The following is a 24,572-nucleotide window of genomic DNA, read 5'->3' as shown; positions in this document are numbered from 1 at the left end:
CAGACAATACTTAATCGCATTGTCTGCATGAAGTCATCGACACCCTGACTGGCGACGTTTCCCAGTGAGGGTGTTTTTTTATGGTAATTTTCTGATAGATTCGCAATCGTGTTCGAGATTCAGACAGGCAATTCGCCCGAGAGATGTTTGTTGATATAACAACATCTTTTAGAGAAAGGGGCATCAACAATGTATGGGCGATTAATGCTGCCAGAACTTCAAGTGCTGCTGGCTGAGAACGATACAACCGGCATCCAGGAATTTTGTGATGCCCTCTATCCCGCCGTAACTGCGGAAATTCTTGCTGAGCTTGAAAGTCAGGATGTCTGGCGCGTTCTTTCCTGCAGCAGCCTTGAGAAGCAGGCAGAAATATTTCAGTTTCTGGATTTGCCGCAACAAATGGAAATTGTGGGTGTCGTTGAACGCGGACCACTATCGAAATTGATTGAAGAGATGGCTCCTGATGACCGGGTTGACCTGTTATCGCGAATGGATGATGAGCACGTTGAAGAGCTGTTACCTTTGATCGCGCAAGCTGAGCGCAGCGACATTCGTAAGCTGCTTTCCTATCCGGAAGATAGTGCCGGCGCCATCATGACGACAGAGTATGCTTCTCTGCCTGAAGATATTTCAGTCGCTCAGGCATTGGAGAAGTTGAGACACCAGGCTCCTGACAGCGAAATTATTTGGTATATTTATGTCGTCGATGAAGGTCGTCGGCTGCAGGGCATCGTTTCATTACGCGAGTTGATCTTCGCCCGACCGACAAGGCCACTTTCAGAGTTGATTAATCGGGATGTGATTTCTGTGCGCGTGGATGATGACCAGGAATATGTTGCGCAGCAAATGGCAAAGTATGACTTTGTGGCGATTCCAGTTGTCGATAATCAAAATCAACTGGTTGGCATTGTCACGCACGATGACGCAATCGATATTATGCAGGAAGAGGCCACCGAGGATACTTATCGTCTGGCGGCGGTCGAACCATTGGAAGACAGCTATCTCTCTACTTCACTTAAGACCGTCATTCAGAAACGGATTGGCTGGCTGATTTTTTTGCTGGTGCCCTCTTTTTTAGCTGCGAAAGTTTTACAGCATTACGAAGGAATTTCAGACAGGTATGAATGGCTGGTTTTATTTATTCCTCTAATTCTTGCCAGCGGTGGTAATGCCGGTTCACAATCAGCGACGTTAATCATTCGGGCGATGGCGCTGGAGACGAATATTGATAAAGGCGATCTGACTGCATTGTTGCGTAAAGAGATTCAACTGGGTGTGTTGCTGGGAGGCGCATTGGCTCTGATCAGCTTTGCCGTCGCGCTGGCTTTTACTACTCAAATGATTCAGGCAACCGTTGTAGGACTGGCTGTCTTTTTAGTGGTATTAATCGGCATCTCAGCGGGGGGGATGTTGCCAATGGTGTTCCGACATTTGGGGATGGACCCGGCATTAATGTCCAATCCCTTTATTACAGCACTGGTTGATATCCTCGGGTTGATCATCTACTTTCAAGTCGCCATGGCGCTGGTAAGCTGAAAACGAGGACTTCCAGCATGAGGATGTCTTACGATCTCAGGCCCCGTTCTGGTCGGTTTTGATGTCGATTTCTTTCAGCACGATCCCCATCATTTTCATCAGTTCCAGAGCGTTGCTGTGCTCAACAACACCCGGTTGCATTCGGTAATCAAACGTCATTTTGCCATCGACTAACTGGTCCTCGAAGTGCACATTCTTTGCCTGATCACCAAACTGAGCGGTAATTTCAGTCAGAGCGAGATCGTGAGTCGTCACGATTCCAATACTGCCCCGTTTGATCAGGGTTTCGATCACACTCTGCGCACCGATGCGGCGGTCGTGGGAATTAGTACCCTGCAGGATTTCATCCAGGAGAAACAAAACAGGCAGTGCGTGATCTGCCAGATGGACTACAGCGGAAAGTCGCGCCACAGACTGATAGAACAGCGAGGCTCCCTGTTGAAGCGAATCCTGAACCCGCATGGCTGTTCCCGCTTGCATCGGCGAAACTGTCAAACGGGATGCCCTGACAGGGGCACCGGACATCGCGAGTACAAAGTTCGTCCCCACGGTTCGCATCAAGGTGCTTTTGCCTGACATATTCGAGCCGCTGATCATGAGCAGCCGGTTTTCAGGATTTAATGTAACATCATTGCGGACGACCTGATCAAGGGGGATCAGCGGGTGCCCTAATTTTGATCCTTCAAATCGTGGGCCTGCTTCGATTTCAACAATCTCAGGAAACGGATCGTGCGGATGTTCGTAAGCATAGCCAGCCAGCGAGCAGAGTGCTTCAAACTCTCCGACAGCCGACAGCCATTGGGGACAATGGGGGCCCACTTGCATCAGCCAGCGCTGGATGGCATTAACATAGTGAAAGGGGATTCCCAGCAAAACCGCCAATGGTGCGGAAAACTGGTTGCGAAAGCAGTTGTTGAGACCCTGAATTTGTCTGCGTAACTGTGCAATACTTCGCGAAGGGGGGATACCGTCTGTTTTTAAAGCGGAAATAATTTCTGTTAAATGGGGAGACTCAAATTGTCGTTGTTCAATTAGAAACAAGACATCAGAAAGCACTGATAAACCATTACGAACTTCGTCGGTCTGATTAAGCAACTCACGGATTTGAGGTCCGATAAAAAATAAGAGGCAGACTTGAATGATAATGGCTACACAAATGGGAGCGATGCCCGAATACGAACACACCCAGCTAATGACGGATAGTGCAGCCAGGATGCCTGTGATCATGGATGCCCATTTCAAAGGGGCGGGAATCGTTGTGAGTGGCTGTTGAACCCATTCTGCTAAATGGGTCTGCTCGATTTCGCTGTGAGTTTCTGCTTCGAGTAATTCCAGTTCTTCACGAAAATCTAACTCATTACGAAGTTCCTCAACGGCCTGTTGTCGCTCTTTGATTTCCTTTGTGGAAGCGGGGGAAAGCAACCAGCGGGCCAGAGTTTCCTCACCCAGTTTTGTGCGTGCACTGCAAATGAGCTGAAAAAGTGAACCAGTTCCCAGAAGATCCAGGTCACCGGCATACATGTGTTGAGGATCAAAATATTCCTCACCGGTTGGCCGGACATCAATCCATTTATCATTCAGTCGGTCAATGGAAGTTCGATAATAAGCTTCTGCCTGTCGGGCCTGTTTCAAACGTCGTACACAGCGCGCGTGTAAAATAATGAGTATTACAAACGCCAGAATTGGGAACCAGAGCCATTTCAGGCTCAGCAGGCCCCAGATCGTCGATGCCATCAACAGCGCCACGGCAGCCAGAAAAGCGATGCCTCTCAGGCTTGAAAAATGATCGCTCTGTTTTGCCAGTACTCGTACGTTACTCGCTCGGCTTTCGAGCCGTTTATCGTATTCTGTCTGGGGTTTTTGCTGAATTGAGGAAGGTTGCATCGAGCTATGATTTCGTCGAAAATATTCGTCGGGTAAAGCTCACTTCTAACGTATTGAACCCTGCAATGCCAGCGTAAACTAGATGAAATCTGATTTGCAATGAGTCTCTCATCTATGTAAAAACAGCAGAGAATTCTTTTTTTTGAAGGAAGGACGGCCATGCATCAAAACCCCGTGATCGATACGCACCAGCATCTGTGGGATTTGGAACAGTTTCAAGTACCGTGGCTGGAATTTCCCAGTGTTGCTCCGCTACGTCGCAGTTTTTTGATGGTAGATTACTTAGAAGCCACGCGGAATTGTCAGATTAACCAGACCGTATATATGGAAGTGAATGTTCATCCGGACTTTCAGCAACAGGAAGCCCGGTATGTGCTTGACCTATGCAGTCAGGCGGACAATCCGATGTCTGGTGCCGTCATTGGTGGCCAGCCGGGTGAAGCCAGCTTTGGCCGCTATCTCGAAGAGTTTGCCGGGAATCCGTTTTTAAAGGGGGTCAGAACAGTGCTGCACGACCCGGACCGTCCGCAAGGCATGTGTCTCACGCCGCAGTTCAAATCGAATATCAAACTTTTAGGTGAACTTGGATTGTGCTTCGACTTGTGTATGCGGCCAGAGGAAATCAGAGACGCGGTAGAGCTGGTCGATGCATGCCCAAAAACCCGTTTTGTTGTCGATCACTGCGGCAATATGAGCGTGCAGCCGAATGAGCAGAACGCTCGTCCTGCCTGGGAAGAAGGCCTGCGACTTTTGGCAGAGCGGGAGCAGGTTGTGTGCAAGATTTCGGGTATCGTGGTGACGGCAACAGGCGGCGCGTGGCAGCCGGCTGATTTAAAAGAAAATATTGATTTCTGCCTGGATACGTTTGGGGAAGATCGCGTTTTCTTTGGTGGTGACTGGCCTGTCTGCACATTGACCGCGACATTTGAATCATGGTTCCATGCTTTGAGATGGGTTGTGCAAGAACGTCCCGAATCATTTCAGAGAAAACTGTTTCACGATAACGCGTTCACCTTTTATGGCTTGGAGCCGTTATGATTTTTCCTGAGAAAAGTCTTCCAGAAACTCGTCACTTTCAACCATATCCAGACTGGGCATCGACTCACCTCTGAGTTCTTTGGATCGATAGTACAGTTTGATGGGGATTTCTTTGAAAGGGAGTTGTTCCCGCAGGACGCCGCTGAGATAGCGTTTCCAGGACTCTGTAAACAGCTTTGAATCGTTACATTTCAGGACGATCGTCGGTGGTTCAGTAGCGACCTGAGTCGCGTAAAAGATTTTGGGACGCCTGTTTTTTGAATGGGGGGGCTGATGATTCTGGATCGCTGCCCGGACGATTTTATTCAATCGACCGGTCGAAACGCGAATCCGCGATTGCTTGTAAATCGTTTGTGCCAGGTTGACAACCTGCTTGATATTGCGCGAATCGCGGGCAGTCACAAACGCGACGGGAGCGTGTCGCATGGTCTTGAAATGAGACGTCAAATATTCATCCCACTTTTCGGAAGTCATTTTCTTGTCGCGGCCCAGATCCCATTTGTTGATGACGAAAATACAGGGTTTGTAGTTTTCTTCAATTTCTGCAACCAGTTGTTTGTCGACTCTGGAGATGGTCTCTTGCGAATCAAAAAACATCATCACGACATTGGCGCGACGGATGCTGCGTTTGGCCCTTGTTAATCCATAAAATTCAATATCATTGGCCAGGCTTTTTCGTTTACGAACGCCGGGCGTATCGATGGCGAGAAACGATTTGTCGTCGAACTCAAAACGAATATCAACACTGTCGCGTGTTGTGCCTGCCACTTCGCTGACAATCATTCGTTCTGATTCGGCCAGCGCGTTGATAAATGTGCTTTTGCCGACATTACGACGGCCTACGATGGCGATTTTTAGTTCGGGATCAGCAGAAAGCGCTTCGCCTTCATTGTCTTCTAGCTCTTCGGCTGGGGGTAAGTTTTCGAGAACGGCTTCGAGCAACTCGTTTCGGTTTCGGTTTCCTTTCACACTTGTCAAGACCACGGGGGCTTTGGTGAGACGGAAAAACTGAGCTGCTTCGTCATCTGTTTTTGTCGAGTCGCATTTATTGATACACAGGATTTTCGGTTTTTCTATTGACCGTAATCTCTGAGCGACTTCTTCATCCAGATGGGCAACACCCATTGTACCATCGACAACAAACAGGATCAGATCTGCTTCCTCAATTCCTACCTGAATCTGGCGTTCAATATCTTCCGATAAATCATCACTGTCGGTAATGCCGATTCCACCCGTGTCAACCAGTTCAAAATAACGGTCCCCTTCGTGAACCATGTAGGTAACACGATCGCGGGTGACGCCCGCCGTCGGGTCGACGATGGCAACACGATGTCCTGCAAGCCAGTTGAAAATCGAACTTTTGCCAACATTGGGACGTCCCACGATAGCAATTTTTGGTATGGCCATGGTTTACACGCTTCTCTCAAGATCTCTTTTGCAGTTTGAATCAGACGGGATTTGGTTCGCTCTCTTGATTTCCAGACAAAGGGCTTGTATCCCAGAGTGTGGTCGTATCAGAATATGTTGAGCGCCCGTCGATTTCGAATTTTTGGTATTGTATGCTATTCAGCAAGTCAGTGCTTATGTCAGGCGGCAGTTTACAGAACTCTGCAGGCCATTTTCAGGATCTGGGCACTTTAATCGACAAAGTCATATTTCTACAGGTTATCCAGTTAGTAGAGGATTGTTAATCAACTAGGGCTATGCGTTTGGGAACTTCCGGCTAAATGGCAGTATTTGAACAAGAATTGACGACTTGGGGGCCCGAATCTTCCTATTTTCAGGGAACGGATGCTCCTGTCAGCCTGAAACAGGCTCAGCACTACTGTCGCAAGGTTGCTCTGGGACATTATGAAAATTTTCCCGTTGTCAGCTGGGCTTTGCCTCGTGAATTGCGTTCCCATTTTTTTAACGTGTATGCCTTTTGTCGTTGGGCCGACGATCTGGGCGATGAAGTTCAGGGGGCGGATGCCTCATTGACGCTGCTGAACTGGTGGCGGTCGCAATTAGAGCACTGTTATCAGGTGATTTCCGGTACTCCTAAGGGCGACGATCAGCGGTCTCCTGACATGCGTCTGCATCCCGTGTTTGTGGCTTTGAAACCGACTATCGTTGAGTTTGATTTGCCGCAACAGGCGTTCGAAGATTTGATTCAGGCGTTTGAGCAGGATCAACGACTTTGTGAGTACCAGACTTTTGAGCAACTCCTGGAGTATTGTCAAAAGAGTGCCAATCCCGTCGGACGGCTCGTGCTTCATCTTTGTCGGACAGTCTCGCCGCATACACTGGCATGGTCTGATTCGATTTGTACCGGACTGCAATTAGCAAATTTCTGGCAGGATGTTTCGCGTGATTTTGCCATCGGGCGCGTTTATCTGCCTGTGGATGATTGCCAGCGATTTGGCTATACCAGGGCGCATTTGGAGAGAAATGAGTATAACGAGCACTTTGAGAAACTGATGCAGTTTGAAGTGCATCGAGCGCGGCAGTTTCTTCTGGATGGTCTGCCGCTGGTACCTCATCTGCCCGGTCGTTTGCAAATGGATATCGATTTGTTTGCGCAAGGCGGTTTGAAGATTTTGGATCGCATCGAAGGGTTGCAATTCGATGTCTGGAAAAAACGCCCCGTTGTTTCCCGTTTCGATTTTACGCTCTTGCTATTGCAAAGTTTTCTGAGGCGGCTTTTGCGTATGGTGAGCAGAAACTAGCAGAATTTCTTCATGCTTTCTTCATGCTTTCTTCACAGTATGTGTAATTTCAGGTTCTTGTGATCCTCGCGGAATTCACCGTTTTGTTTTCTTATAACATGGCGCCTTCGTGGAAACTGAAGAGGCTTTCTTGACTTTGCGGATTAGCAAATTGAGAAAGAATTCTTTTGATTTTTTTCATGATCTATCGATTGAATTTTTATTAATATTGTGTGTAATTTCTACAAATATAGTGTTTTTCAGAGTCTTGTTAATGATTCTTAACAACTTTTGACGATGTCCAACATTTAGTATTGACTGCCGAGATATACACACTATATTGGGTGTCGTGAGTAAGTGATTCAGTGGAAACAATGTTCATATGTTTCGTTCTGGGTCGCAATTTGAGTATGATTTACCAAACTTTAGAGTAGTGTTTTTTTGAATAGATGCGGCCTGTATTTCAGTCTCTGGTAAGAGCGCGAAAGGTGCCTCAATGTCTCTCGAAAAACCTGCCCCACTGGTTTTGATGGATCATTAGCTCTCACTTCAGATGGTATTCAAAAATCGAATTTCAGAACCGTGAGGGTTCTTAAGAGCAAAAGGAGTTGCCAGTTCATGCACCAAGGTGATTTTGTCTGTCTGCTCCAGCCTCTTTATGTTCCCTATGTTTTCTGTAATACCAATCCTGGCGCGAGAGCACCATTTATTATGGAAGCAGTGTGTGCAATTCCCATTGTCTCACCGCATTCCTGTTTGAATACATCAAGCTGTTGTCGGCATGGACGCAGCCCTAATTTTTAGCATTCCATTTTAAAGGAGGCAATCGAATGATTCGAGCGCAAACAGAATGGATCGTCACAAAGCGTGGAGGTAGAACGGCCTCATTTGACGCTTCGTTGATCGGTCGTGCAATCTCTAACGCATTTCGCGCAGAACTGAATCTTGCAGACAGTCAGCCCCTCGATGATGAAATCCGGATGGAAATTCCGGAAATGGTCGAGTCGGTTGCGAACGAAATCGCTGCAGCAGCCAGTAGCGATGCTGGTATTGAAGTCGAAAAGATTCAGGACGTCGTCGAGATGACGCTGATGCGGCAGGGACATTATCGTATTGCACGTCGCTATATTGTTTACCGTGCCGATCGCGCCAAAATGCGTGCTTTACGAGCCTCATCTACTGAGCTTGTGGAAGACGTTGAAGAGATCAAATCGACGGCTCCCCGCTTTCATGTGATTCTCATGGATGGAACGAAGGTTCCCTTCGATGAAGCCCGCATTTTAGCTCGACTTTCTGATGCCTGTCGTGGACTGGAAGGCGACTGTTCTGCTGAAGCATTACTTGAAGAAGTTATGCGTTCCATCTTTGATGGCATTTCTGTCGAAGAATTGTATCGCGCCATGATTCTGGCTGCCCGGACCCGCATCGAACGCGATCCTGCTTACGATACGGTTGCTTCGCGACTGATGCTGAAGATTATCTACAATGATGCACTGGGAAATGCTCCCGCTGACGTCAATGAGCTGAATCAGCTATACGTCGATCGTTTCCCACAGTTCCTCAATGACGGAATTGAAGCCAAGCGATTGACTCCTGATCTGCAGAAATATGACTTAAATCGAATTGCTCTTGCCCTTGAGCCAAAGCGGGACCGTCTGTTCCAGTATCTAGGCTTGCAGGCTATTTTTGATCGTTACCTGCTGCACATTGATGGCCGACGTATTGAAACACCTCAGTATTTCTGGATGCGTGTTTCGATGGGCTTAGCCATTCAGGAGCCAGGTGATCCGACCGGACGAGCTATTGAGTTCTATAACATTCTCTCCACGTTCCGATTCACATCGGCAACACCGACGTTATTTAACTCTGCGACTTTGCATCCTCAGTTGAGTTCCTGTTATCTCTCGACTGTCAACGACGATCTGGACCACATCTTTAAATGTGTTGCCGACAATGCCAAGCTCTCGAAGTGGGCCGGCGGACTGGGTAATGATTGGACGCAAATCCGAGCGACCAACTCGCACATTAGTGGTACTAATGGGCAGAGCCAGGGCGTGATCCCGTTCCTGAAAGTCGTGAACGATACCGCTGTTGCCGTGAATCAAGGTGGCAAACGTAAAGGTGCCGTCTGTTCTTATCTGGAAACGTGGCATATGGATGTCGAAGAGTTCCTCGACCTGCGTAAGAACACAGGCGATGATCGACGACGCACCCACGATATGCATACGGCGAATTGGATTCCTGACCTGTTTATGCGTCGTGTACGCGAAGGCGGAGAGTGGACATTATTCAGCCCGAATGATGTTCCCGATCTGCATGATCTTTACGGTCAACCATTCGAAAACCGTTATGCCGAATACGAAAAGATGACAGAAACCGGCGAGATCAAACTCTTCCGTCGTATTTCTGCTGTCGAATTGTGGCGCAAAATGCTGACGCGTGTGTTCGAAACTGGTCATCCCTGGATTACCTGGAAAGATCCTTCTAACCTGCGTTCTCCTCAGGATCATGCGGGCGTTGTTCACAGCAGTAATCTATGTACGGAAATCCTGTTGAATACATCGAAGGATGAAACGGCTGTCTGTAACCTGGGTTCGGTGAACCTCAAGCTGCATATTGTGGATGGCCAACTCGATCTGGGAATGTTGGAAGAGACCGTTCGGACTGCGATGCGAATGCTCGATAACGTAATTGATATCAATTACTATCCGACAGTAGAAGCAAAAAATTCCAATACCCGTCATCGTCCTGTTGGCTTGGGACTCATGGGTTTCCAGGATGCTCTGCTCGCGCAGGGAATCAGTTATGCCAGCATGCAGGCTGTTGAGTTTGCTGATGCCAGCATGGAAGCCATTTCCTACTTTGCAATTCTGGCTTCTTCTGAATTAGCGGGAGAGCGTGGTCGCTATGAGTCTTATCCTGGTTCCAAGTGGGACCGCGGGCTGTTGCCGATCGATACGCTTGATCTGCACGAAAAAGAACGTGGTGTTCCGATTGAAGTGGATCGGCAGACCCGCCTTGACTGGCAGGTGGTCCGTGACTCGCTTGCAAAAAATGGGATCCGTAACAGTAACGTGATGGCGATTGCTCCTACAGCTACCATCTCCACAATCATCGGTGTTTCTCAATCGATTGAGCCTTCCTATAAGCATTTGTATGTGAAGAGCAACCTTTCCGGCGAGTTCACCCAGGTCAATCATCAGTTAGTGATTGACCTGAAAGCTGAGAATTTGTGGGACGCAGATATGTTGGAAGCTCTCAAATACTACGATGGTTCTGTTTCAGAGATTGAACGCATCCCCGATTACTTAAAGGCCCGCTATCTGACTGCATTCGAAGTCGAACCTAAGTGGACGATTGAGTGTGCCGCCCATCGCCAGAAATGGATCGATATGGGACAGTCGCTCAACTTGTATTTGGAAGAGCCTTCCGGCAAAAAATTACATGATATGTATATGCTGGCCTGGGAGCGTGGATTGAAGACCACCTACTACTTGCGAACTCTGGCAGCCACTCAGGTTGAAAAATCAACTGTGGATGTCAACAAGTTTGGAATTCAGCCTCGCTGGATGAAAAACGCAAGTGCTTCAGGTGACATTCAAGTCGACCGAGACGAGGCTCCGGCCCCCCCCGCTACGATGGTCACTCCCGGTGAGTCCTGTAATCTCGATGGTGACTGCGAAGCGTGCCAATAAATAATCGTAATGCTTTCCTGCAGCAATTGGCTGCAAGTGTGCTTATTTTAAATTAAAAATGGATTTCATAAAGGTGTTATGATGACAATTTTGAATACAGATTCCGCTGCATCCAAATCAGCTGCCCCACTGGAAGATACTGCAGAGGGGCGTTTTAATGCAGACAAAAAACGATTGATTAACTGTTCTCAGGTAGACGTTAATCAGTTGATGCCATTGAAATATAATTGGTCGTGGGAGCACTATCTGAATGGTTGTGCCAATCATTGGATGCCGACAGAAGTTGGAATGACCAAAGATATCGAGATGTGGCGTTCCGGCAAGCTCAGCGATGGTGAACGGTTTGTGATCATGCGAAATCTGGGTTTCTTTGCGACCGCAGAGAGCTTAGTGGCGAACAACATTGTGTTGGCTATTTTTAAGCATGTAACCAATGCCGAATGTCGTCAGTATTTGCTGCGTCAGGCGTTTGAAGAAGCCGTGCATTCCCATACGTTCCTCTACATTGTGGAAAGCCTCGGACTCAATGAGTCTGAGATCTTTAACATGTACCATGAAGTTCCCGCGATCGCGAAAAAAGATCAACTGGAAATGGAGCTGACATCTGAGATTCTTGATCCCGATTTTACAACCGATACTTTTGAAGGGGCCCAGACCTTTTTGAAGAATTTGATCGGTTATTATTTGATCATGGAAGGACTCTTCTTCTATACCGGTTTTGTGATGGTGCTCTCATTCCATCGTCGTAATATGATGACGGGAATCGGCGAACAGTTTCAATACATCCTGCGGGACGAAACCATTCACTTGAACTTTGGTATCGATCTGATCAATGGAATTAAACAGGAAAATCCGGAACTCTGGACTCCTGAATTCCAGCAGATCATTATTGATCGTATGAAGTACGCTACCGAGTTAGAAATTGAATACGCCCAGGATTGCCTGCCTACAGGAATTCTAGGATTGAATGGCGACCTGTTCCGCGAATATGTGCAGCACATTGCTGACCGTCGTATGGAACGCATTGGTTTGCCTGCTCAGTACGGTTCTTCGAATCCTTTCCCCTGGATGAGTGAAACGATGGATCTTTCTAAAGAGAAGAACTTCTTCGAAACCAGAGTGACAGAATATCAAGGTTCCGGTTCTTTAAATTGGGACTGATTCATCAGTTAGAAATAAATTGAACTCATCAACATTGTGGGTTTATCACGATACAAAAAAGGGACCACTTCGCGTGGTCCCTTTTTTGTATGAGGGAGGGTCAAGTAAATTCTTTGAAGATCAGGTTGACGCGATACAATTCGCTTGTTAGTCTTTTCTCAATCGGAACAGAGAGAGAGCCTTTTTGGATTTCCTGGTTCCATTCACCTTTTCGTTTTCATGGGAAAACAGGTATGACTCTTTATATGCAGCGCGTCCATTGGTGCGACCGACTGTATGTCTCACCCGAATACAGACGGGTTGGAGACGCAGACGAGCCTGCCCAGCGCCTAGTCTGAAATCTGCACCCCTGTTGCGCGCATCGCGCTCTTGAGTCGATCTGTCTCAAACCCCTTTGATTTTAGTGTCAATCGCATGTGGTTTTGAGAATTGCGTCTTCATTGAGTGAGAAAACGGAGTTATCTCCTGCGCGTTACGGCAACACAGCCGGTAACCAAATATTACCGGGCGTTGTCTGAATAGTGGTGCAATACTCTGAATCAATCATTTGATCTGATCAGAGTCTGTTTCCTTTTTTTATATCACGATCTGTGAAAGCAGTTACGGTCTGCGCGCCTGTTGCGCGCGGCAGTTTCGAAAAACTTCACAGATGCGTTAAGGCTACCGGTGTGCAAATTCAAAAACGAATTGTGTCGGTAATTCTATTTCAAAAAAATAACAATGAAAAAATAAAAGGAGCCAACACATGGCTATTGCAGTAAATCTTGGATTTCCCCGTATTGGTGCCCAGCGTGAATTAAAGCGAGCTGTTGGAAAATTCTGGTCTGGAAAAATTAAAGGAGCGGAACTGTTAAAGGTCTGTCGTGAACTAAGAGCTGCACACTGGCGGCTACAACAGGCTGCGGGCATTGAGCATATTCCTTCCAATGATTTTTCAATGTACGATCAGGTGCTCGATACGTCGGCGATGGTCGGCGCGATTCCCAAACGTTATGGCTGGTCAGGAGGAAATGTAGATTCTTCTACGTATTTCGCAATGGCCCGTGGTGGCAAAGGGGGCAAGTCGGTTACCGCATCTACCGAAGGTGTTTCTGCGCAGGAGATGACCAAATGGTTTGATACGAACTATCATTACCTGGTTCCTGAATTTGAAGCGCAGCAGCAATTTAAGCTGTCATCCACCAAACCCGTGGATGAATATCTTGAAGCCAAAGCGCTGGGAGTTGAAACCCGACCAGTCATCCTGGGACCAGTTTCGTTTCTATTACTCGGCAAGACATGGGAAGAGCAGGTTGATCCATTGAGTTTACTGGACAGCCTCTTGCCTGTTTATACTGAAGTCCTTTCGAAACTGGCAGCAGCTGGCGCAGAGTGGGTTCAGATTGATGAACCTTGTCTGGTGCTTGATTTGACGGAAACGCAGCGCGATGCGTATCAAAAGGCGTATGCTATGCTTTCGGAAAAAATCGGAGGTTTGAAAATTGCTCTGACTACCTATTTTGGTCACTTAAGAGAGAATTTAAAAACAGCGGTCTCGCTTCCGGTTGCTGCGTTGCATATAGATCTGGTGCGCGCACCGGAACAGTTAGAGGAAGTATTAGACCTGCTGCCGGCAGAAACTTCGCTTTCGATTGGCGTCATCGATGGTCGCAATATCTGGAAGAACGATTTCGAAAAATCGTTAGCCCTCATCGAAAAGACAGTCGATCGCATTGGCTCTGAGCGAACTTTGATTGGTGCTTCGTGTTCTTTATTGCATAGTCCCGTAGATTTGGACAATGAGACCACATTGGATACTGAGATCAAGCAATGGATGGCGTATGCCAAACAAAAGTTGCGAGAAATTGGCATCCTGACTCAGTCTATTAATCAGGGGCGCGAGAGTGTGGCGCGTGAATCGGCAGAGAATAAGTCTGCCTTGAATGCACGACGCAATTCGCCGCGAGTTCATCGAACGGAGGTTAAGCAACGTTGCGGCGCTGTGACCGAATCGATGTTGACTCGCAATAGTCCTTATGCAGAGCGGCATAAAGTACAGGTGACTGCTTTGAATCTGCCGGCGTTTCCCACAACGACCATCGGCTCGTTCCCTCAGACGGATGAAATTCGTAAAGCACGCGCCGCTTATAAGAACGGGGAACTCACTGATGCCGTGTATGAGCAGTTTTTGAAAACGTGTATCGCCGCGGATATCAAATATCAGGAAGAGGTGGGCTTAGATGTTCTCGTGCATGGTGAAGCGGAACGAAATGACATGGTCGAATATTTCGGCGAACAGCTGGAAGGTTTTGTTGCCACCCGGAATGGCTGGGTGCAAAGTTATGGTTCGCGTTGTGTAAAACCACCTGTGATCTTTGGTGACATTCAGCGTAAGGGAGCGATGACTGTGAAATGGTCAGAGTATGCCCAGTCTTGTACAAAGAAATTGATGAAAGGCATGTTGACCGGTCCCGTAACCATATTGCAATGGTCGTTTGTGCGAGATGATCAACCGCGTCGTGAAACCTGTCAGCAAATTGCGCTGGCGATTCGTGATGAAGTGCTGGATCTACAAGAGAATGGCATCAAGATCATTCAAATCGATGAGCCGGCGGTACGCGAGGGGTTGCCTTTGTTGCGTGACGATTGGGCCGCGTATCTGAAATGGTCGGTTGATAGCTTTCGTCTGGCTGCTTCCGGAGTGAAAGACGAGACGCAAATTCATACTCACATGTGTTATTCGGAGTTCAATGATATCATCGAGGCCATTGCCGCTTTGGATGCCGACGTGATTTCTATTGAAACCTCGCGCAGTAATATGGAATTGCTGGATGCGTTTGTCCAATACCGATACCCCAATGAAATTGGTCCGGGGGTTTATGATATTCACTCGCCACGTGTTCCGACGGTCGAGTGGATGGAAAACCTGCTCGAGAAAGCGTTGGAAGTACTGGAGCCCCGACAGGTTTGGGTGAATCCGGATTGCGGATTAAAGACGCGGAAGTGGGAAGAAGTGAAACCATCGTTGAAAAACATGGTGGAAGCTGCGAAAGCACTGCGTGAAAAAGTGAGGCCTGCGCAGTAATTCTGCAGTGCAGTGATTTAGTACACGCTATTGAGATCAGCTCTGGAATGCTCGTTGTCGGGCGTTCCGGGCTGATGTTATAATCAGGCATGTCTACCACTTTCAATTTCTATGATGATCAGATACCAATGGTGATATGAAGAAAATTAATCCAGGACTGCTTTTGATTCTGATGATGCTTGGGGGGAGTGCAGGTTGTGGTTCCGGTACGACTGAGCTGAAACCTGCTTCCAGTGAAATGACGCCTGCGTTATCAGATCAGCAGCGCATCTCAGAGTTTCCCGTAGTCTTGAAAGATTATCGCGGACGGGAAATTGAGATCCCTCAAAAACCGGTACACATTATTTCTCTGTTGCCCTCCCATACCGAAATTCTCTATGCCATCGGTGCCGGCCCGCAAATGGTGGGTTGTACTACAAGCTGCAACTATCCCGCGGAAACGAAGGATCTGAACAAAGTTGCCATTTCCGATCCGGGTGTCGTGAGTCTGGAAACGCTGGTTGCGCTCAAGCCAGACCTGGTTTTCCTGGGTGGAGATTATCATAGGCTCTTAGCCGATCGGTTAACGAAATTGAAGATTCCCGTACTATCATTTGAGTCACAATCAGTGGCAGAGATTGAGTTGGCGATCCGTGGCATCTCTCGATCTACCGGGCACGTTGAATCGGGAGACGAGTTAATTCGAGAGATGAACCAGGAGATCAAGGCGATTCAGGATCAGCTGAAGCCATATCAGAAACAAGGTCGGCCACTTGTGTTTTATCAGGTGTGGGATCAGCCGTTGATGACCGCTGGCCCGACATCTTTTATAGGCGCGCTCATCAAGCTGGCTGGTGGTAAGAATGTTTTCGATGATGTAAAAATCGCTTATCCTCAAGTCAGCGAGGAAACGTTAATTTTGCGCAATCCGGAAGTGATTCTGTTACCTCAGTTGAAAGAGGGTTCGACCGACCCTGCTGCAACTCTTCTCAAATTGAGTCAACGACCTGGCTGGAAGCAGATGAATGCCGTAAAAAATAAACGCGTTTATCTGATTGAGGATGATTTAATCTCCCGACCCGGTCCGCGTGTGGTACAGGGACTACAAAAAATAGCTCAGGCATTGTACCCTGAAGCATTTCAGGAACAATAACTTTCAGAGCGGACGTTTGAGGTCATGCAGTCCCGACAACTTTTTCTGATCTGGCGAATCATACCGCTCGCAGGCTTCCTGCTGGTAGCGTTGTTGGTGGGTATTCACTGGGGTGCCGTGGAACTTTCATTCAGCGAGATCCGTCAGAATTTTTTGAATCCCTCCGAAGACTCGCAGATGAGTTTAATCCTCTGGGAAATCCGTTTGCCACGCGTCATTCTGGCTGCCTGTGTTGGTGGCGGTCTGGCTGTCGCGGGGGCGGCATTTCAAGGAGTTTTTCGGAATCCCTTAGCAGATCCTTTTGTGATTGGTGCTTCGACCGGTGCTGCGCTGGGCGCGACGATTGCGCTGCTGTGTCTCTCGGGCAGCGTTTCAATTCTCTCTGCGACCTGGCAGATTCCCTGGTTGATTTTGTCTGCGTTTATCGGCGCCATACTTGTAGTTGGTGTTGTGTTTATTATCGCTGCTTTGAGTCAAACCGGTCGAAATGCCCCATTGCTCACACTGATTCTGGCGGGAATGGCGTTGAGCAGTTTTACGGGAGCGCTGGTTTCGCTGATCATGTTTTTAAACCATGAAATGCTGGCGACAATCTTCAACTGGTTGTTAGGTAGTTTTTCGGGGCGACACTGGAATGAAATCAGATTGGCTGTGCCTGTAATACTTTTCAGCGGAGGATTAATATGGCTCATGTCTCGTCCATTAGACCTGCTTTCATTTGGTGATGAGACCGCGTTAACGCTGGGTCTGGCTACTGGAAAATTTCGAGTGATCATTCTTGTTGCAGCAACGATGTGTACGGCGGCATGTGTAGCCGTATCAGGAGTGATTGGTTTTTTAGGATTGATGGCGCCTCATATGACACGCATCATGCTTGGTCCCCGGCATGGATTGTTGATTCCGGGCAGTTGTTTATTGGGCGCTGGATTAATGGTCATGGCGGATACGCTGTCGCGAACCGTGATTGCACCGGCGGAAATACCCGTGGGAATAGTGACGGCCATGATGGGCTGTCCCTTTTTTCTGTTCCTTTTAATCAGCCGCGGGCAACAGACAAAGTAACAGGCACTACCTATGAATCAGATTGAAATCGAAAATGTATCCTGTGGCTATTCACAACGGGAAGTTTTGAAGCAGATTTCGCTGTGTATCGAGCCGGGAAAGGTTCTCGTTTTACTGGGCCCCAATGGTTCCGGGAAAACAACTTTATTGCGCGCCTTATTCAATCTGGTGATCATCAATCAGGGAAAAGTACTGTTGGAAGGTCAGGCGGTGAATGAGCTTTCGCGGAAACAGATCGCACAAAAACTGGCACTCTCTCCACAAATGGAAGCGCCCCAATGGCCGATGACTGTTGAGGAAACAGTACAACTGGGCCGCAGTTCTCACCGAGGGTGGGTTCAACCCTTCCGGGCAGAAGATACCGAGATTGTTGAAACAGCATTGCAACAGACGGGTCTGGCGGAATTGAGTCAGAGGAGAATTACGGAAATTTCCGGTGGAGAATGGCGGCGTACGTTGATTGCGCGTGCCTTGGCGCAACAGACTAAGGTGCTTTGCCTGGATGAACCAACAACAGGATTGGATTTAAAATATCAGGTTGAGATTCTCTCGTTGATACGCAATCTGGCGCACGAGCGAGATTTGACCGTCATTTTGACTCTGCACGATTTGAATCTGGCGAGTTGTTTTGCAGATCAGATCGTGTTGTTAAGCCAGGGACGCATTGCGGCTAGTGGAACCGGGGAGGAAGTTCTGACTGAAGAGCGGCTCTCCGATGTGTATCAGACCAAAGTGAAAGTCCTGCCACATCCGGAGTACCAGACTCCGTTCATTGTTCCCGTTTTGTAATCCGAATCCTCGGATCTTTTTTAGCCGGTCACATAGCTGTCGAAGACGCGAACCTGCGCCCACTTCGCCTTATTTTCTGCGATATATTTGAGATGATCTGCGGAAATTTGATAGATATCATGAGAGTCTTTGGTATCAAATATCACGTTCAAGACAACATGAAATTCTTGATCATTCACATCCCTCAGAAATTCCGTTCCCCGGGTTCCGGCAGAAAAATAAAGTACTCCCGGATGATTCTTTAAGTATTTGTGACAGGCTTGCACCAGGGCCTCGCTGGCTTCCGGAGAATCATCATGCAGTGTGAAGTAAACCATGTGTGCCAGTTGCGTCTCTGCCATTTGAATATCCCTTTGGATTGTCTTCGGTTAATTAAGTTGTTTTCAAATATAGTCTTAGGAGTTTATTTCTATTTTGTGACTTGGAAGATTCTTTGCCTATCTTCTCAAAAAGTGAGTTAAAAGTCACGGGAACGAGGGGGTAATGAATTCTGTAAATGGCGAAAATTAAGATAAAGAGACTTTAACGATTATGCCGATAAATAAGAACAGTGGGAATTTCGTTCTGGCCAGAGATCCTGGTCGTGTCTGTTGTCTGAGACAGGAACGAATAAAAGAAGTGCCATTTAGCACACATCATAAAAAGGAGTTTTTCGATGTCCCTTTGGGTTCGAAATTTTATCGTCGTAACATCTTTATTACTGATTTTTACGAGTGATGCCGAAGCGCATTTGTTTCGGAATCTTTTCAATCGGTGTGGTACCAGATGTTTCTATCCACAACATAATCGATGTGGTCATCGCTGCCGAAAATTAGCGAGGCGTTATTTCCGACGATGTGCGCCGCGGACTTTATGCAATCAAAGACTTTGTGCTCCTCGTCCACGCGTTTGCTATCAGGACATTATTTGTACTCAATACCGGATGGTTCCACAAACGTGTACTGTTCCGGTAACGACCTATCAGAAAGTGACTGTGGATGAAGGTGGATGGCAGAAAGTCTGGGTGCCTCGCATGGTGACCCGACAAGTACCACGCACAGAATATCGTCAACAGACCAGTTATGTGAGGCAGCCTTATCAAGTGAGACGCCGTGTTCGAGTCATGGCACCACAATCGACTTGTACGGATTGTATGGGAGCACAGCCTTCGATAATGAATTCGGGACCGACACTACAACCTTATGTGGTTCCTTCCACTCCTTCTACGACACCTGTTCCTTCTACGGTTCCGGTGCCATCCCCGATGTCTTCCACTTCATTAGATCTAGGAGCGTATCCGACACTTGCTCCAACGTTGGCAGCGCAACCTGTTGCTGCCTGGGGGGGAACGACAAGTCCTTCCTATGCGAGTTCGGGTCCCGTATTGGCACCCAACCCGGCGGTACTTCAGATGCCGCAAGCACAGGCTAATTCAGAATGGCAGACGATTCCGTCACAGAATGCCTACATCAAAACACAATCTGCGTATGATGACTCTCCTGCAAGAACGGCATCGGCAAAAGGAGCTTTTGTTCCCGCTCCGTCAGCTGCGACTGTCTGGAATACACCACGCCGACAAAGATTAAATTGAATTAGTTTTCAATCCATTGATTGATGATCACTCATTCAAGCCGGAATCTGCATCATTCGCATGCGGGTTCCGGCTGTTTTCGTTTTCGAGCAACGTGGCCTGTTCCCGGCGATTCATGCGATAAAAGGCGACACCGAAACAGGAGAAGATAATCGCCGGCATGGTCAGCATGAATGTAATGCTATACATGTAAGCGCGCGGTTTATTATCGTCGGTATCGTTCAACTGTTTACACATCGGGCAGGCGGCAGCTTTGTTGATTGCAGAGGGCGCACTAAATGAGCCCAGCATCACGATTGCCAGTAAACAGAATCGAATGAATGTGAATCGTTTGAACATGTTTAAAAACTCTTGTAACGAACTGTAATGATCTCTTAAACGATAACAAAAACCGTACGAAATTCAAACTGATTAGTGTTCACCAGTCAGGCATTACCGTTAAAGTGATAAAGCATAAAATAGATCACCACGCCGGTAATGGAGACATAAAGCCAGATCGGAAACGTGATTTTGGCGATGCGGCGGTGTGCTTCCCACTGTTTTTTCAACCCGCGACGAATGGTCACCCAGGCCAGTATGGGAACCGCTGCTGCCAGTACAACGTGCGTGATCAGAATGATGTAATACACGGTTCTGATGGCGCCTTCCCCTTCAAATTTCCGTGAAGCATTTCCCGTGTAACTTTGCAAAGCAAAGTGGTAGAGCAGATAAAAAACCAGGAACAGAATCGACGTTCCAAACGCGGTCAACATGGTTTTTTTATGCTTTTCCTTTTCGCCATTGCGAATGAACCAATAGCCGACCATTAGTAGTATCGTCGCTAATCCGTTCAAGGTGGCATTGACGGCAGGAAGTTGTAGGACCCAGGCAGGGGCCTGCTTCACAGCGGCTGCCTCCGGGAGGAGCTCTTTCTCTTCGACTGGTGGTTCTATATCTGTTTGAGCAATCAGGGCCGAGGAGAGCATACGGGAAATGTGGTGAGAGAATAAGGGACTTAGTGAAATCATGCCTGCTTGGGGAGGCGTCACTGGTTTTGGTTTGGTATCCTCTTCTGGTTTATTCGTGTTCGATTTCTTTTCGTCTTTTTTGATTTCTTTCTTAACGGCTTTTCTAAGTGCCGCCATCTCTTCATCATTGCCGGCGTTGTATTTTCCGAGTACGCGACCATTTTTATCGACCAGCATTACATTCGTGGTGTGGATGACTTCGAAACCGGGTTGGCGGGCAGCTCCTGTATTTTCCTGAACGGGCATTAGAAAACTTTTTTCAATCAGATGATAAATTTTGCTTTGATCACCCGTTAGAAAGAGCCATTTTTTCGGGTCTGCGCCCACCGATTCTGCATACTGTGTTAACACTTCAGGTGTATCATTTTTGGGATCGACGGTAAATGTGACCAGCTTGAAATCGAGATCTTTCAAGTCTTTCTGTAGCTGATAAAACTGGAGCGAAACACGAGGGCAGGGACCTGCGCAACGTGTGAAGACAAAACATGCGACCCATGGTTTTCCGAGCAGATCTTTTTTGGTTATAGTGCGGCCGCTACGTTCCGTCAGTGAGAAGTCTTCGATGCCCTCTTCAGGCCAGATGGGGCCTTTGGCAATTTTGAGAGTATCGTTTGTGATGTCGCCTGATCCAGTTAGTCCTTCTTCCTTAACAAGGCCTGACTTTTGGGCAGCCGTTTGCTCTAACTCCCTTTGTTCTAGCGCCAGATCACGCTGGGTTTTTAAATTCCAGGTGGCAAAAGCACTGATGGCGACCAGTAGCCAGAGCGCTACTATAAAAATCCGGGGAATGCGTCGTGTAGGTTGTGTTTCGTTCATTCTAAAATTCTTTATTCAGATATCAAATGATTCAATATTTGTATGCGTTAACTTATCGAGCATTTCTGGTTGATCGTTGTTGGGTCATCCAGACAGCAATTGTTACATATATTATACACACGAGTATCGTAACCGTCAGGCAGACAATCATCGAAGGGTTTCCCGGTGCGCTGGTCAGGCTGGATTCCGGAGCCAGAATGCGGCGTAGACCTGTGACACCATACGTTAAGGGGTTGGCACGGATGATCCAGGAGAGCCAGCCAGATTCTGCTGCCGGGAAAAAAGAGCCGGAGAGCAACCACATTGGCATTAAAAAGACCGACATGATCGCGTGAAAGCCTTGTGTGGATTCCATAGGCCAAGCGATCAGATAGCCGAGAGCGGTTAGGCTGAAGCCGAGCAGGAACAGAAACAGGATCAATGGTATCAAACTGGCTATGGTGATTCCCGTTTGGAAGTCGGGCGCTAATCCCACAATTTTTAAGAGCGGTCCCAGAAAAATAAACAGGACAGCTTGTAAAACGGCCAGAATCGTACCCCCGAGTAATTTTCCGAGCACAATAGAGATACGGGGAATGGGAGAGACTAATACACCTTGCAGGAAGCCTTCTTTTCGATCTTCGATGATCGAGATCGTGGAGAAAATGGCTGTGAACATTAAGATCATCACCGTCACGCCAGGAAAAAAGTATTCCTGATAGGTCATGCCTGAAGCCGCCCATTCGGGTGGCTTGAAAGAACCTCGCAAGCCTGCCCCGAACAGAATCCAAAATAGAATCGGCTGTACCAGGGCACCTGTGACTCGGGTTCTTTGTCGCAAGAAACGGACGATTTCACGCTGTGCGAGCGTGAAGACAGGTAATAGAAATCGTTTGAATGGCCCGATCGGCGGGAGTGGCAATGTGGACGTTGGTCGATTCATAACGTCTGCTCCTCATGCCAGAATTGATGACCGGTTTCGTGAATGAAAACATCTTCCAATGTCGGTTTGCCGAGTGAAACTGAGCTGACAAGTTCCGGAAATGCATCGATCAGATCTTTGAGGAATTCGTGTCCGCGTGGATGTTCTAATCGCAGGCTGTTGTTAACAATCTGGGGAGCGACGCCGAACTTCTCTGTCATTTTTTCGAGCAGCATGTCCAGATTCTCAGAATGAATGGTCAAACAATCGCCGCCGACGGACGCGCGTAATTCATCGGGAGTTCCCACTGCCACGAGTTCTCCCAGATGAAGAATTCCCAGGCGGTCGCAGTGTTCTGCCTCTTCCATTAAATGCGTCGTAATTAAAATGGTCACGCCATCTTGTTGTTGTAACTGTTTCAGATATGTCCAGAGGTCATGTCTTGCGCCCGGATCGAGGCCTGTGCTGGGTTCATCGAGTAATAATACTTGTGGCGCGTGTAATAAACCTTTCGCAATTTCGACGCGTCGTTTCAAACCGCCTGAGAGGGAGTCTGCCAGATCATGTTTGCGGTCGGTCAGTCCCAGGTGTTGTAGAGCATTTTCGATACGGTTCCACATTGCTGCGCCAGAAATTCCATACAGGTGTGCCTGATGTTTCAAGTTTTCCTGCACGGTTAATTTGCCATCCAGACTGGGTGATTGAAAAGTGACTCCAATTAGATTGCGGATCTGTGTTGCTTGTGTTGCCAGATCGTAGTTTGCAATGGTTGCAGAGCCGGTTTGCAGTGGGAGTAAAGTGGAAAGCAATCGAAACAGGGTTGTTTTTCCACCGCCATTCGGGCCGAGTAAGCCAAAGATTTCAGCGGGACGAACTTCGAAGCTGAGCTGATTGAGGGCACGCCGTTCACCATAGTTATGGGAAATCTCAGCAAGACTGATACGGGATGCGGTAATGGTTTCCTGGATTTTTGGATTACTCAACATGACTTTTTTCGGCGTTGTTAGCAGGTCCACTTTCAGGAGTTGCCTGCTGTGCCTGTTTAAGGTAGTCAACTTGTGGCGATTCATCCACATAGTAATGAATGCCGATATCGGGAGTCATTGCAATTGTAAGTCCCATCGCCAAAATGATCGTCGGGCTGAGTAGCACGTACTTCCATCTTCCTTCGAACTTCAAGTGCATGAAATAAATCATGACGAACAGTGCCTTGGCACAGGCAATGGAAAGTACCACTAAGGACAGTAAAACGACGCCATTTAAACCCAGGAAATTTTTTTCGCGTAAGTCGATGAAATCAAAAAGAATCGAAAGCACAGTGCAGATGCAGAGGGCGAAAAAGATCGTGGAATATTTGACGTATGAGTGAGATTGTTGTTCAGACATCTTACTGATTACTCTCGGTCTCAAGAAGAAAACAGGACTGTTGCGGTTAGTGGTTTTACACGCGAACTCAGATGGTTTAACTCGGTTAAATAATATAAATCAGTGGGAAGAGGAAGATCCAGACCAGGTCAACAAAGTGCCAATACAAGCCAATATTTTCGACGTAGTCATTCCATTTCTCACATAATCGTTTTCCCTGAATCAACACAATTACAAACATGATCATACCAATGACGACATGCAGAGCGTGAAAGCCGGTCAGCAGGAAGTAAACGGAGGCAAACAGGTTTCCGTAAATTATGGGTTGCAGGTGATGCACAGGTGCGAGGAAAGCGCCGTAGTCGGGATTTTTCCTGAGCGTATCAAGCTCTTGATTCATTTCTGTTAGGGTAATTGATTCATTAAGGGCGCGTTTATTTAAATCCCGAAATTTGGTCTCGAGGGCGAAGAAAGCGACGAGTTCTTTTTTGCGTGACTCGGATGTATCTGGCGCTGCCAGTTCGGCTTGCAGTTTTTGTCTCAGTATCTCAACAGGCGGAGTGATTTCTTTTGTTTTTTCATCAGTAACACCTGCTAGCTCAACCGATTCTTCAGTTTTCGCAGGTTCTGATTTTGCCGGGAGTTTGAAATTCGCTAATGCAATCGTGCGGCTGTCAACAACCTGCTTCATTTCCCGCATGGATTTATCGATTGCCATGCGTGGTGTTTCGGGAATATGTCCCGGCAGAATATCATGTGAAAATTTGCCGTAATATTCGTATGTCTTGATGCCTAAAAAGACACAGGCGAGTAGAAACGTCAAACAAAGATAACGTCGCGCTTTGGCAAAGTTTTCCGCTTTCAT

The 24,572-nt window shown here is 47.6% G+C and carries 19 protein-coding genes; 10 read left to right on the top strand and 9 right to left on the bottom strand.

What is annotated here, in order from left to right:
• Window positions 1–189 precede the first annotated feature (189 nt).
• Complete coding sequence (gene mgtE, locus Q0668_RS04225) at window positions 190–1,536, top strand: magnesium transporter (protein ID WP_298860263.1); 1,347 nt, start codon at window positions 190–192, stop codon at window positions 1,534–1,536.
• Between the two features lie 36 nt (window positions 1,537–1,572).
• Here the strand turns inward: mgtE and Q0668_RS04220 are convergent, their stop codons facing one another.
• The gene (locus Q0668_RS04220; protein ID WP_298860260.1) at window positions 1,573–3,420 is read right to left on the bottom strand and encodes a hypothetical protein; all 1,848 of its coding nucleotides are present in this window, start codon (window positions 3,418–3,420) and stop codon (window positions 1,573–1,575) included.
• 159 nt (window positions 3,421–3,579) lie between these two features.
• Between Q0668_RS04220 and Q0668_RS04215 the strand changes: the two genes are divergently transcribed.
• The gene (locus Q0668_RS04215) at window positions 3,580–4,458 is read left to right on the top strand and encodes an amidohydrolase family protein (protein ID WP_298860256.1); all 879 of its coding nucleotides are present in this window, start codon (window positions 3,580–3,582) and stop codon (window positions 4,456–4,458) included.
• Here the strand turns inward: Q0668_RS04215 and der are convergent.
• Window positions 4,453–5,865: a ribosome biogenesis GTPase Der gene (gene der / locus Q0668_RS04210; RefSeq protein WP_298860254.1), complete on the bottom strand. Its 1,413-nt coding sequence runs from the start codon at window positions 5,863–5,865 to the stop codon at window positions 4,453–4,455. The genes Q0668_RS04215 and der overlap by 6 nt on opposite strands.
• Window positions 5,866–6,185: 320 nt before the next feature.
• Between der and hpnC the strand changes: the two genes are divergently transcribed.
• The 7 genes from hpnC to Q0668_RS04175 all read left to right on the top strand — a co-directional run bounded on the left by hpnC (window position 6,186) and on the right by Q0668_RS04175 (window position 18,048).
• Window positions 6,186–7,166, top strand: a complete 981-nt coding sequence (hpnC, locus tag Q0668_RS04205; protein ID WP_298860251.1) for a squalene synthase HpnC — start codon at window positions 6,186–6,188, stop codon at window positions 7,164–7,166.
• Between the two features lie 809 nt (window positions 7,167–7,975).
• Window positions 7,976–10,840, top strand: a complete 2,865-nt coding sequence (locus Q0668_RS04200) for a ribonucleoside-diphosphate reductase subunit alpha (protein WP_298860248.1) — start codon at window positions 7,976–7,978, stop codon at window positions 10,838–10,840.
• Window positions 10,841–10,921: 81 nt separating this feature from the next.
• Entirely contained in the window at window positions 10,922–12,001 is a 1,080-nt protein-coding gene (locus Q0668_RS04195) for a ribonucleotide-diphosphate reductase subunit beta (RefSeq protein WP_298860245.1), read from the top strand.
• A 745-nt stretch (window positions 12,002–12,746) separates the two neighbouring features.
• Entirely contained in the window at window positions 12,747–15,065 is a 2,319-nt protein-coding gene (metE, locus tag Q0668_RS04190) for a 5-methyltetrahydropteroyltriglutamate--homocysteine S-methyltransferase (protein WP_298860244.1), read from the top strand.
• A 136-nt stretch (window positions 15,066–15,201) separates the two neighbouring features.
• A complete protein-coding gene (locus Q0668_RS04185; protein WP_298860241.1) occupies window positions 15,202–16,197 on the top strand; it encodes an ABC transporter substrate-binding protein in 996 nt (331 codons plus the stop codon).
• Between the two features lie 24 nt (window positions 16,198–16,221).
• Entirely contained in the window at window positions 16,222–17,259 is a 1,038-nt protein-coding gene (locus tag Q0668_RS04180; protein ID WP_298860238.1) for an iron ABC transporter permease, read from the top strand.
• Window positions 17,260–17,271: 12 nt separating this feature from the next.
• The gene (locus Q0668_RS04175) at window positions 17,272–18,048 is read left to right on the top strand and encodes an ABC transporter ATP-binding protein (RefSeq protein WP_298860235.1); all 777 of its coding nucleotides are present in this window, start codon (window positions 17,272–17,274) and stop codon (window positions 18,046–18,048) included.
• A 20-nt stretch (window positions 18,049–18,068) separates the two neighbouring features.
• Here Q0668_RS04175 and Q0668_RS04170 read toward each other — a convergent pair whose 3' ends face one another.
• On the bottom strand, window positions 18,069–18,389 hold the full coding sequence (locus Q0668_RS04170) for a Dabb family protein (RefSeq protein WP_298860233.1): 321 nt from the start codon (window positions 18,387–18,389) through the stop codon (window positions 18,069–18,071).
• Window positions 18,390–18,703: 314 nt separating this feature from the next.
• On the opposite strand from Q0668_RS04170, the gene Q0668_RS04165 reads away from it, so the two are divergent.
• A complete protein-coding gene (locus Q0668_RS04165; RefSeq protein ID WP_298860232.1) occupies window positions 18,704–19,618 on the top strand; it encodes a hypothetical protein in 915 nt (304 codons plus the stop codon).
• Between the two features lie 27 nt (window positions 19,619–19,645).
• Here the strand turns inward: Q0668_RS04165 and Q0668_RS04160 are convergent, their stop codons facing one another.
• From Q0668_RS04160 to Q0668_RS04135, 6 genes are all read right to left on the bottom strand, one after another.
• Window positions 19,646–19,957 (bottom strand): hypothetical protein, encoded by a 312-nt coding sequence (locus Q0668_RS04160; RefSeq protein ID WP_298860230.1) that lies wholly within the window; start codon window positions 19,955–19,957, stop codon window positions 19,646–19,648.
• Between the two features lie 86 nt (window positions 19,958–20,043).
• Entirely contained in the window at window positions 20,044–21,441 is a 1,398-nt protein-coding gene (locus tag Q0668_RS04155) for a DUF420 domain-containing protein (RefSeq protein ID WP_298860227.1), read from the bottom strand.
• A 52-nt stretch (window positions 21,442–21,493) separates the two neighbouring features.
• Window positions 21,494–22,363 (bottom strand): ABC transporter permease, encoded by an 870-nt coding sequence (locus Q0668_RS04150; RefSeq protein ID WP_298860224.1) that lies wholly within the window; start codon window positions 22,361–22,363, stop codon window positions 21,494–21,496.
• Window positions 22,360–23,328, bottom strand: coding sequence for an ABC transporter ATP-binding protein (locus Q0668_RS04145; protein WP_298860221.1), 969 nt, complete (start codon window positions 23,326–23,328; stop codon window positions 22,360–22,362). Before Q0668_RS04145 ends, Q0668_RS04150 begins: the two co-directional genes overlap by 4 nt.
• Window positions 23,318–23,728 carry a cytochrome C oxidase subunit IV family protein gene (locus tag Q0668_RS04140; protein WP_298860219.1) on the bottom strand — a complete coding sequence of 137 codons (411 nt, stop codon included), beginning with the start codon at window positions 23,726–23,728 and terminating at the stop codon, window positions 23,318–23,320. The genes Q0668_RS04145 and Q0668_RS04140 overlap by 11 nt, the downstream gene beginning before the upstream one ends.
• Before the next feature lie 85 nt (window positions 23,729–23,813).
• Window positions 23,814–24,572, bottom strand: a 759-nt coding sequence (locus Q0668_RS04135) for a cytochrome c oxidase subunit 3 (protein ID WP_298860217.1), incomplete at its 5' end; no start/stop codon positions are given.

The sequence above is a fragment of the uncultured Gimesia sp. genome (genome assembly GCF_937910335.1).
Lineage (GTDB): Bacteria > Planctomycetota > Planctomycetia > Planctomycetales > Planctomycetaceae > Gimesia.
This window is presented reverse-complemented; position numbering and strand designations above follow the sequence as displayed.

Bases quoted from the DNA above. Each gene is read 5' to 3' on its own strand.
- Q0668_RS04180 (WP_298860238.1), top strand. From the start codon at position 16,222: ATGCAGTCCCGACAACTTTTTCTGATCTGGCGAATCATACCGCTCGCA.
- Q0668_RS04185 (WP_298860241.1), top strand. From the start codon at position 15,202: ATGAAGAAAATTAATCCAGGACTGCTTTTGATTCTGATGATGCTTGGG.
- Q0668_RS04175 (WP_298860235.1), top strand. From the start codon at position 17,272: ATGAATCAGATTGAAATCGAAAATGTATCCTGTGGCTATTCACAACGG.
- Q0668_RS04195 (WP_298860245.1), top strand. From the start codon at position 10,922: ATGACAATTTTGAATACAGATTCCGCTGCATCCAAATCAGCTGCCCCA.
- Q0668_RS04160 (WP_298860230.1), bottom strand. From the start codon at position 19,957: ATGTTCAAACGATTCACATTCATTCGATTCTGTTTACTGGCAATCGTG.
- Q0668_RS04200 (WP_298860248.1), top strand. From the start codon at position 7,976: ATGATTCGAGCGCAAACAGAATGGATCGTCACAAAGCGTGGAGGTAGA.
- mgtE (WP_298860263.1), top strand. From the start codon at position 190: ATGTATGGGCGATTAATGCTGCCAGAACTTCAAGTGCTGCTGGCTGAG.
- Q0668_RS04220 (WP_298860260.1), bottom strand. From the start codon at position 3,420: ATGCAACCTTCCTCAATTCAGCAAAAACCCCAGACAGAATACGATAAA.
- Q0668_RS04155 (WP_298860227.1), bottom strand. From the start codon at position 21,441: ATGAACGAAACACAACCTACACGACGCATTCCCCGGATTTTTATAGTA.
- Q0668_RS04215 (WP_298860256.1), top strand. From the start codon at position 3,580: ATGCATCAAAACCCCGTGATCGATACGCACCAGCATCTGTGGGATTTG.
- Q0668_RS04165 (WP_298860232.1), top strand. From the start codon at position 18,704: ATGTCCCTTTGGGTTCGAAATTTTATCGTCGTAACATCTTTATTACTG.
- der (WP_298860254.1), bottom strand. From the start codon at position 5,865: ATGGCCATACCAAAAATTGCTATCGTGGGACGTCCCAATGTTGGCAAA.
- Q0668_RS04140 (WP_298860219.1), bottom strand. From the start codon at position 23,728: ATGTCTGAACAACAATCTCACTCATACGTCAAATATTCCACGATCTTT.
- Q0668_RS04145 (WP_298860221.1), bottom strand. From the start codon at position 23,328: ATGTTGAGTAATCCAAAAATCCAGGAAACCATTACCGCATCCCGTATC.
- Q0668_RS04150 (WP_298860224.1), bottom strand. From the start codon at position 22,363: ATGAATCGACCAACGTCCACATTGCCACTCCCGCCGATCGGGCCATTC.
- hpnC (WP_298860251.1), top strand. From the start codon at position 6,186: ATGGCAGTATTTGAACAAGAATTGACGACTTGGGGGCCCGAATCTTCC.
- Q0668_RS04170 (WP_298860233.1), bottom strand. From the start codon at position 18,389: ATGGCAGAGACGCAACTGGCACACATGGTTTACTTCACACTGCATGAT.
- metE (WP_298860244.1), top strand. From the start codon at position 12,747: ATGGCTATTGCAGTAAATCTTGGATTTCCCCGTATTGGTGCCCAGCGT.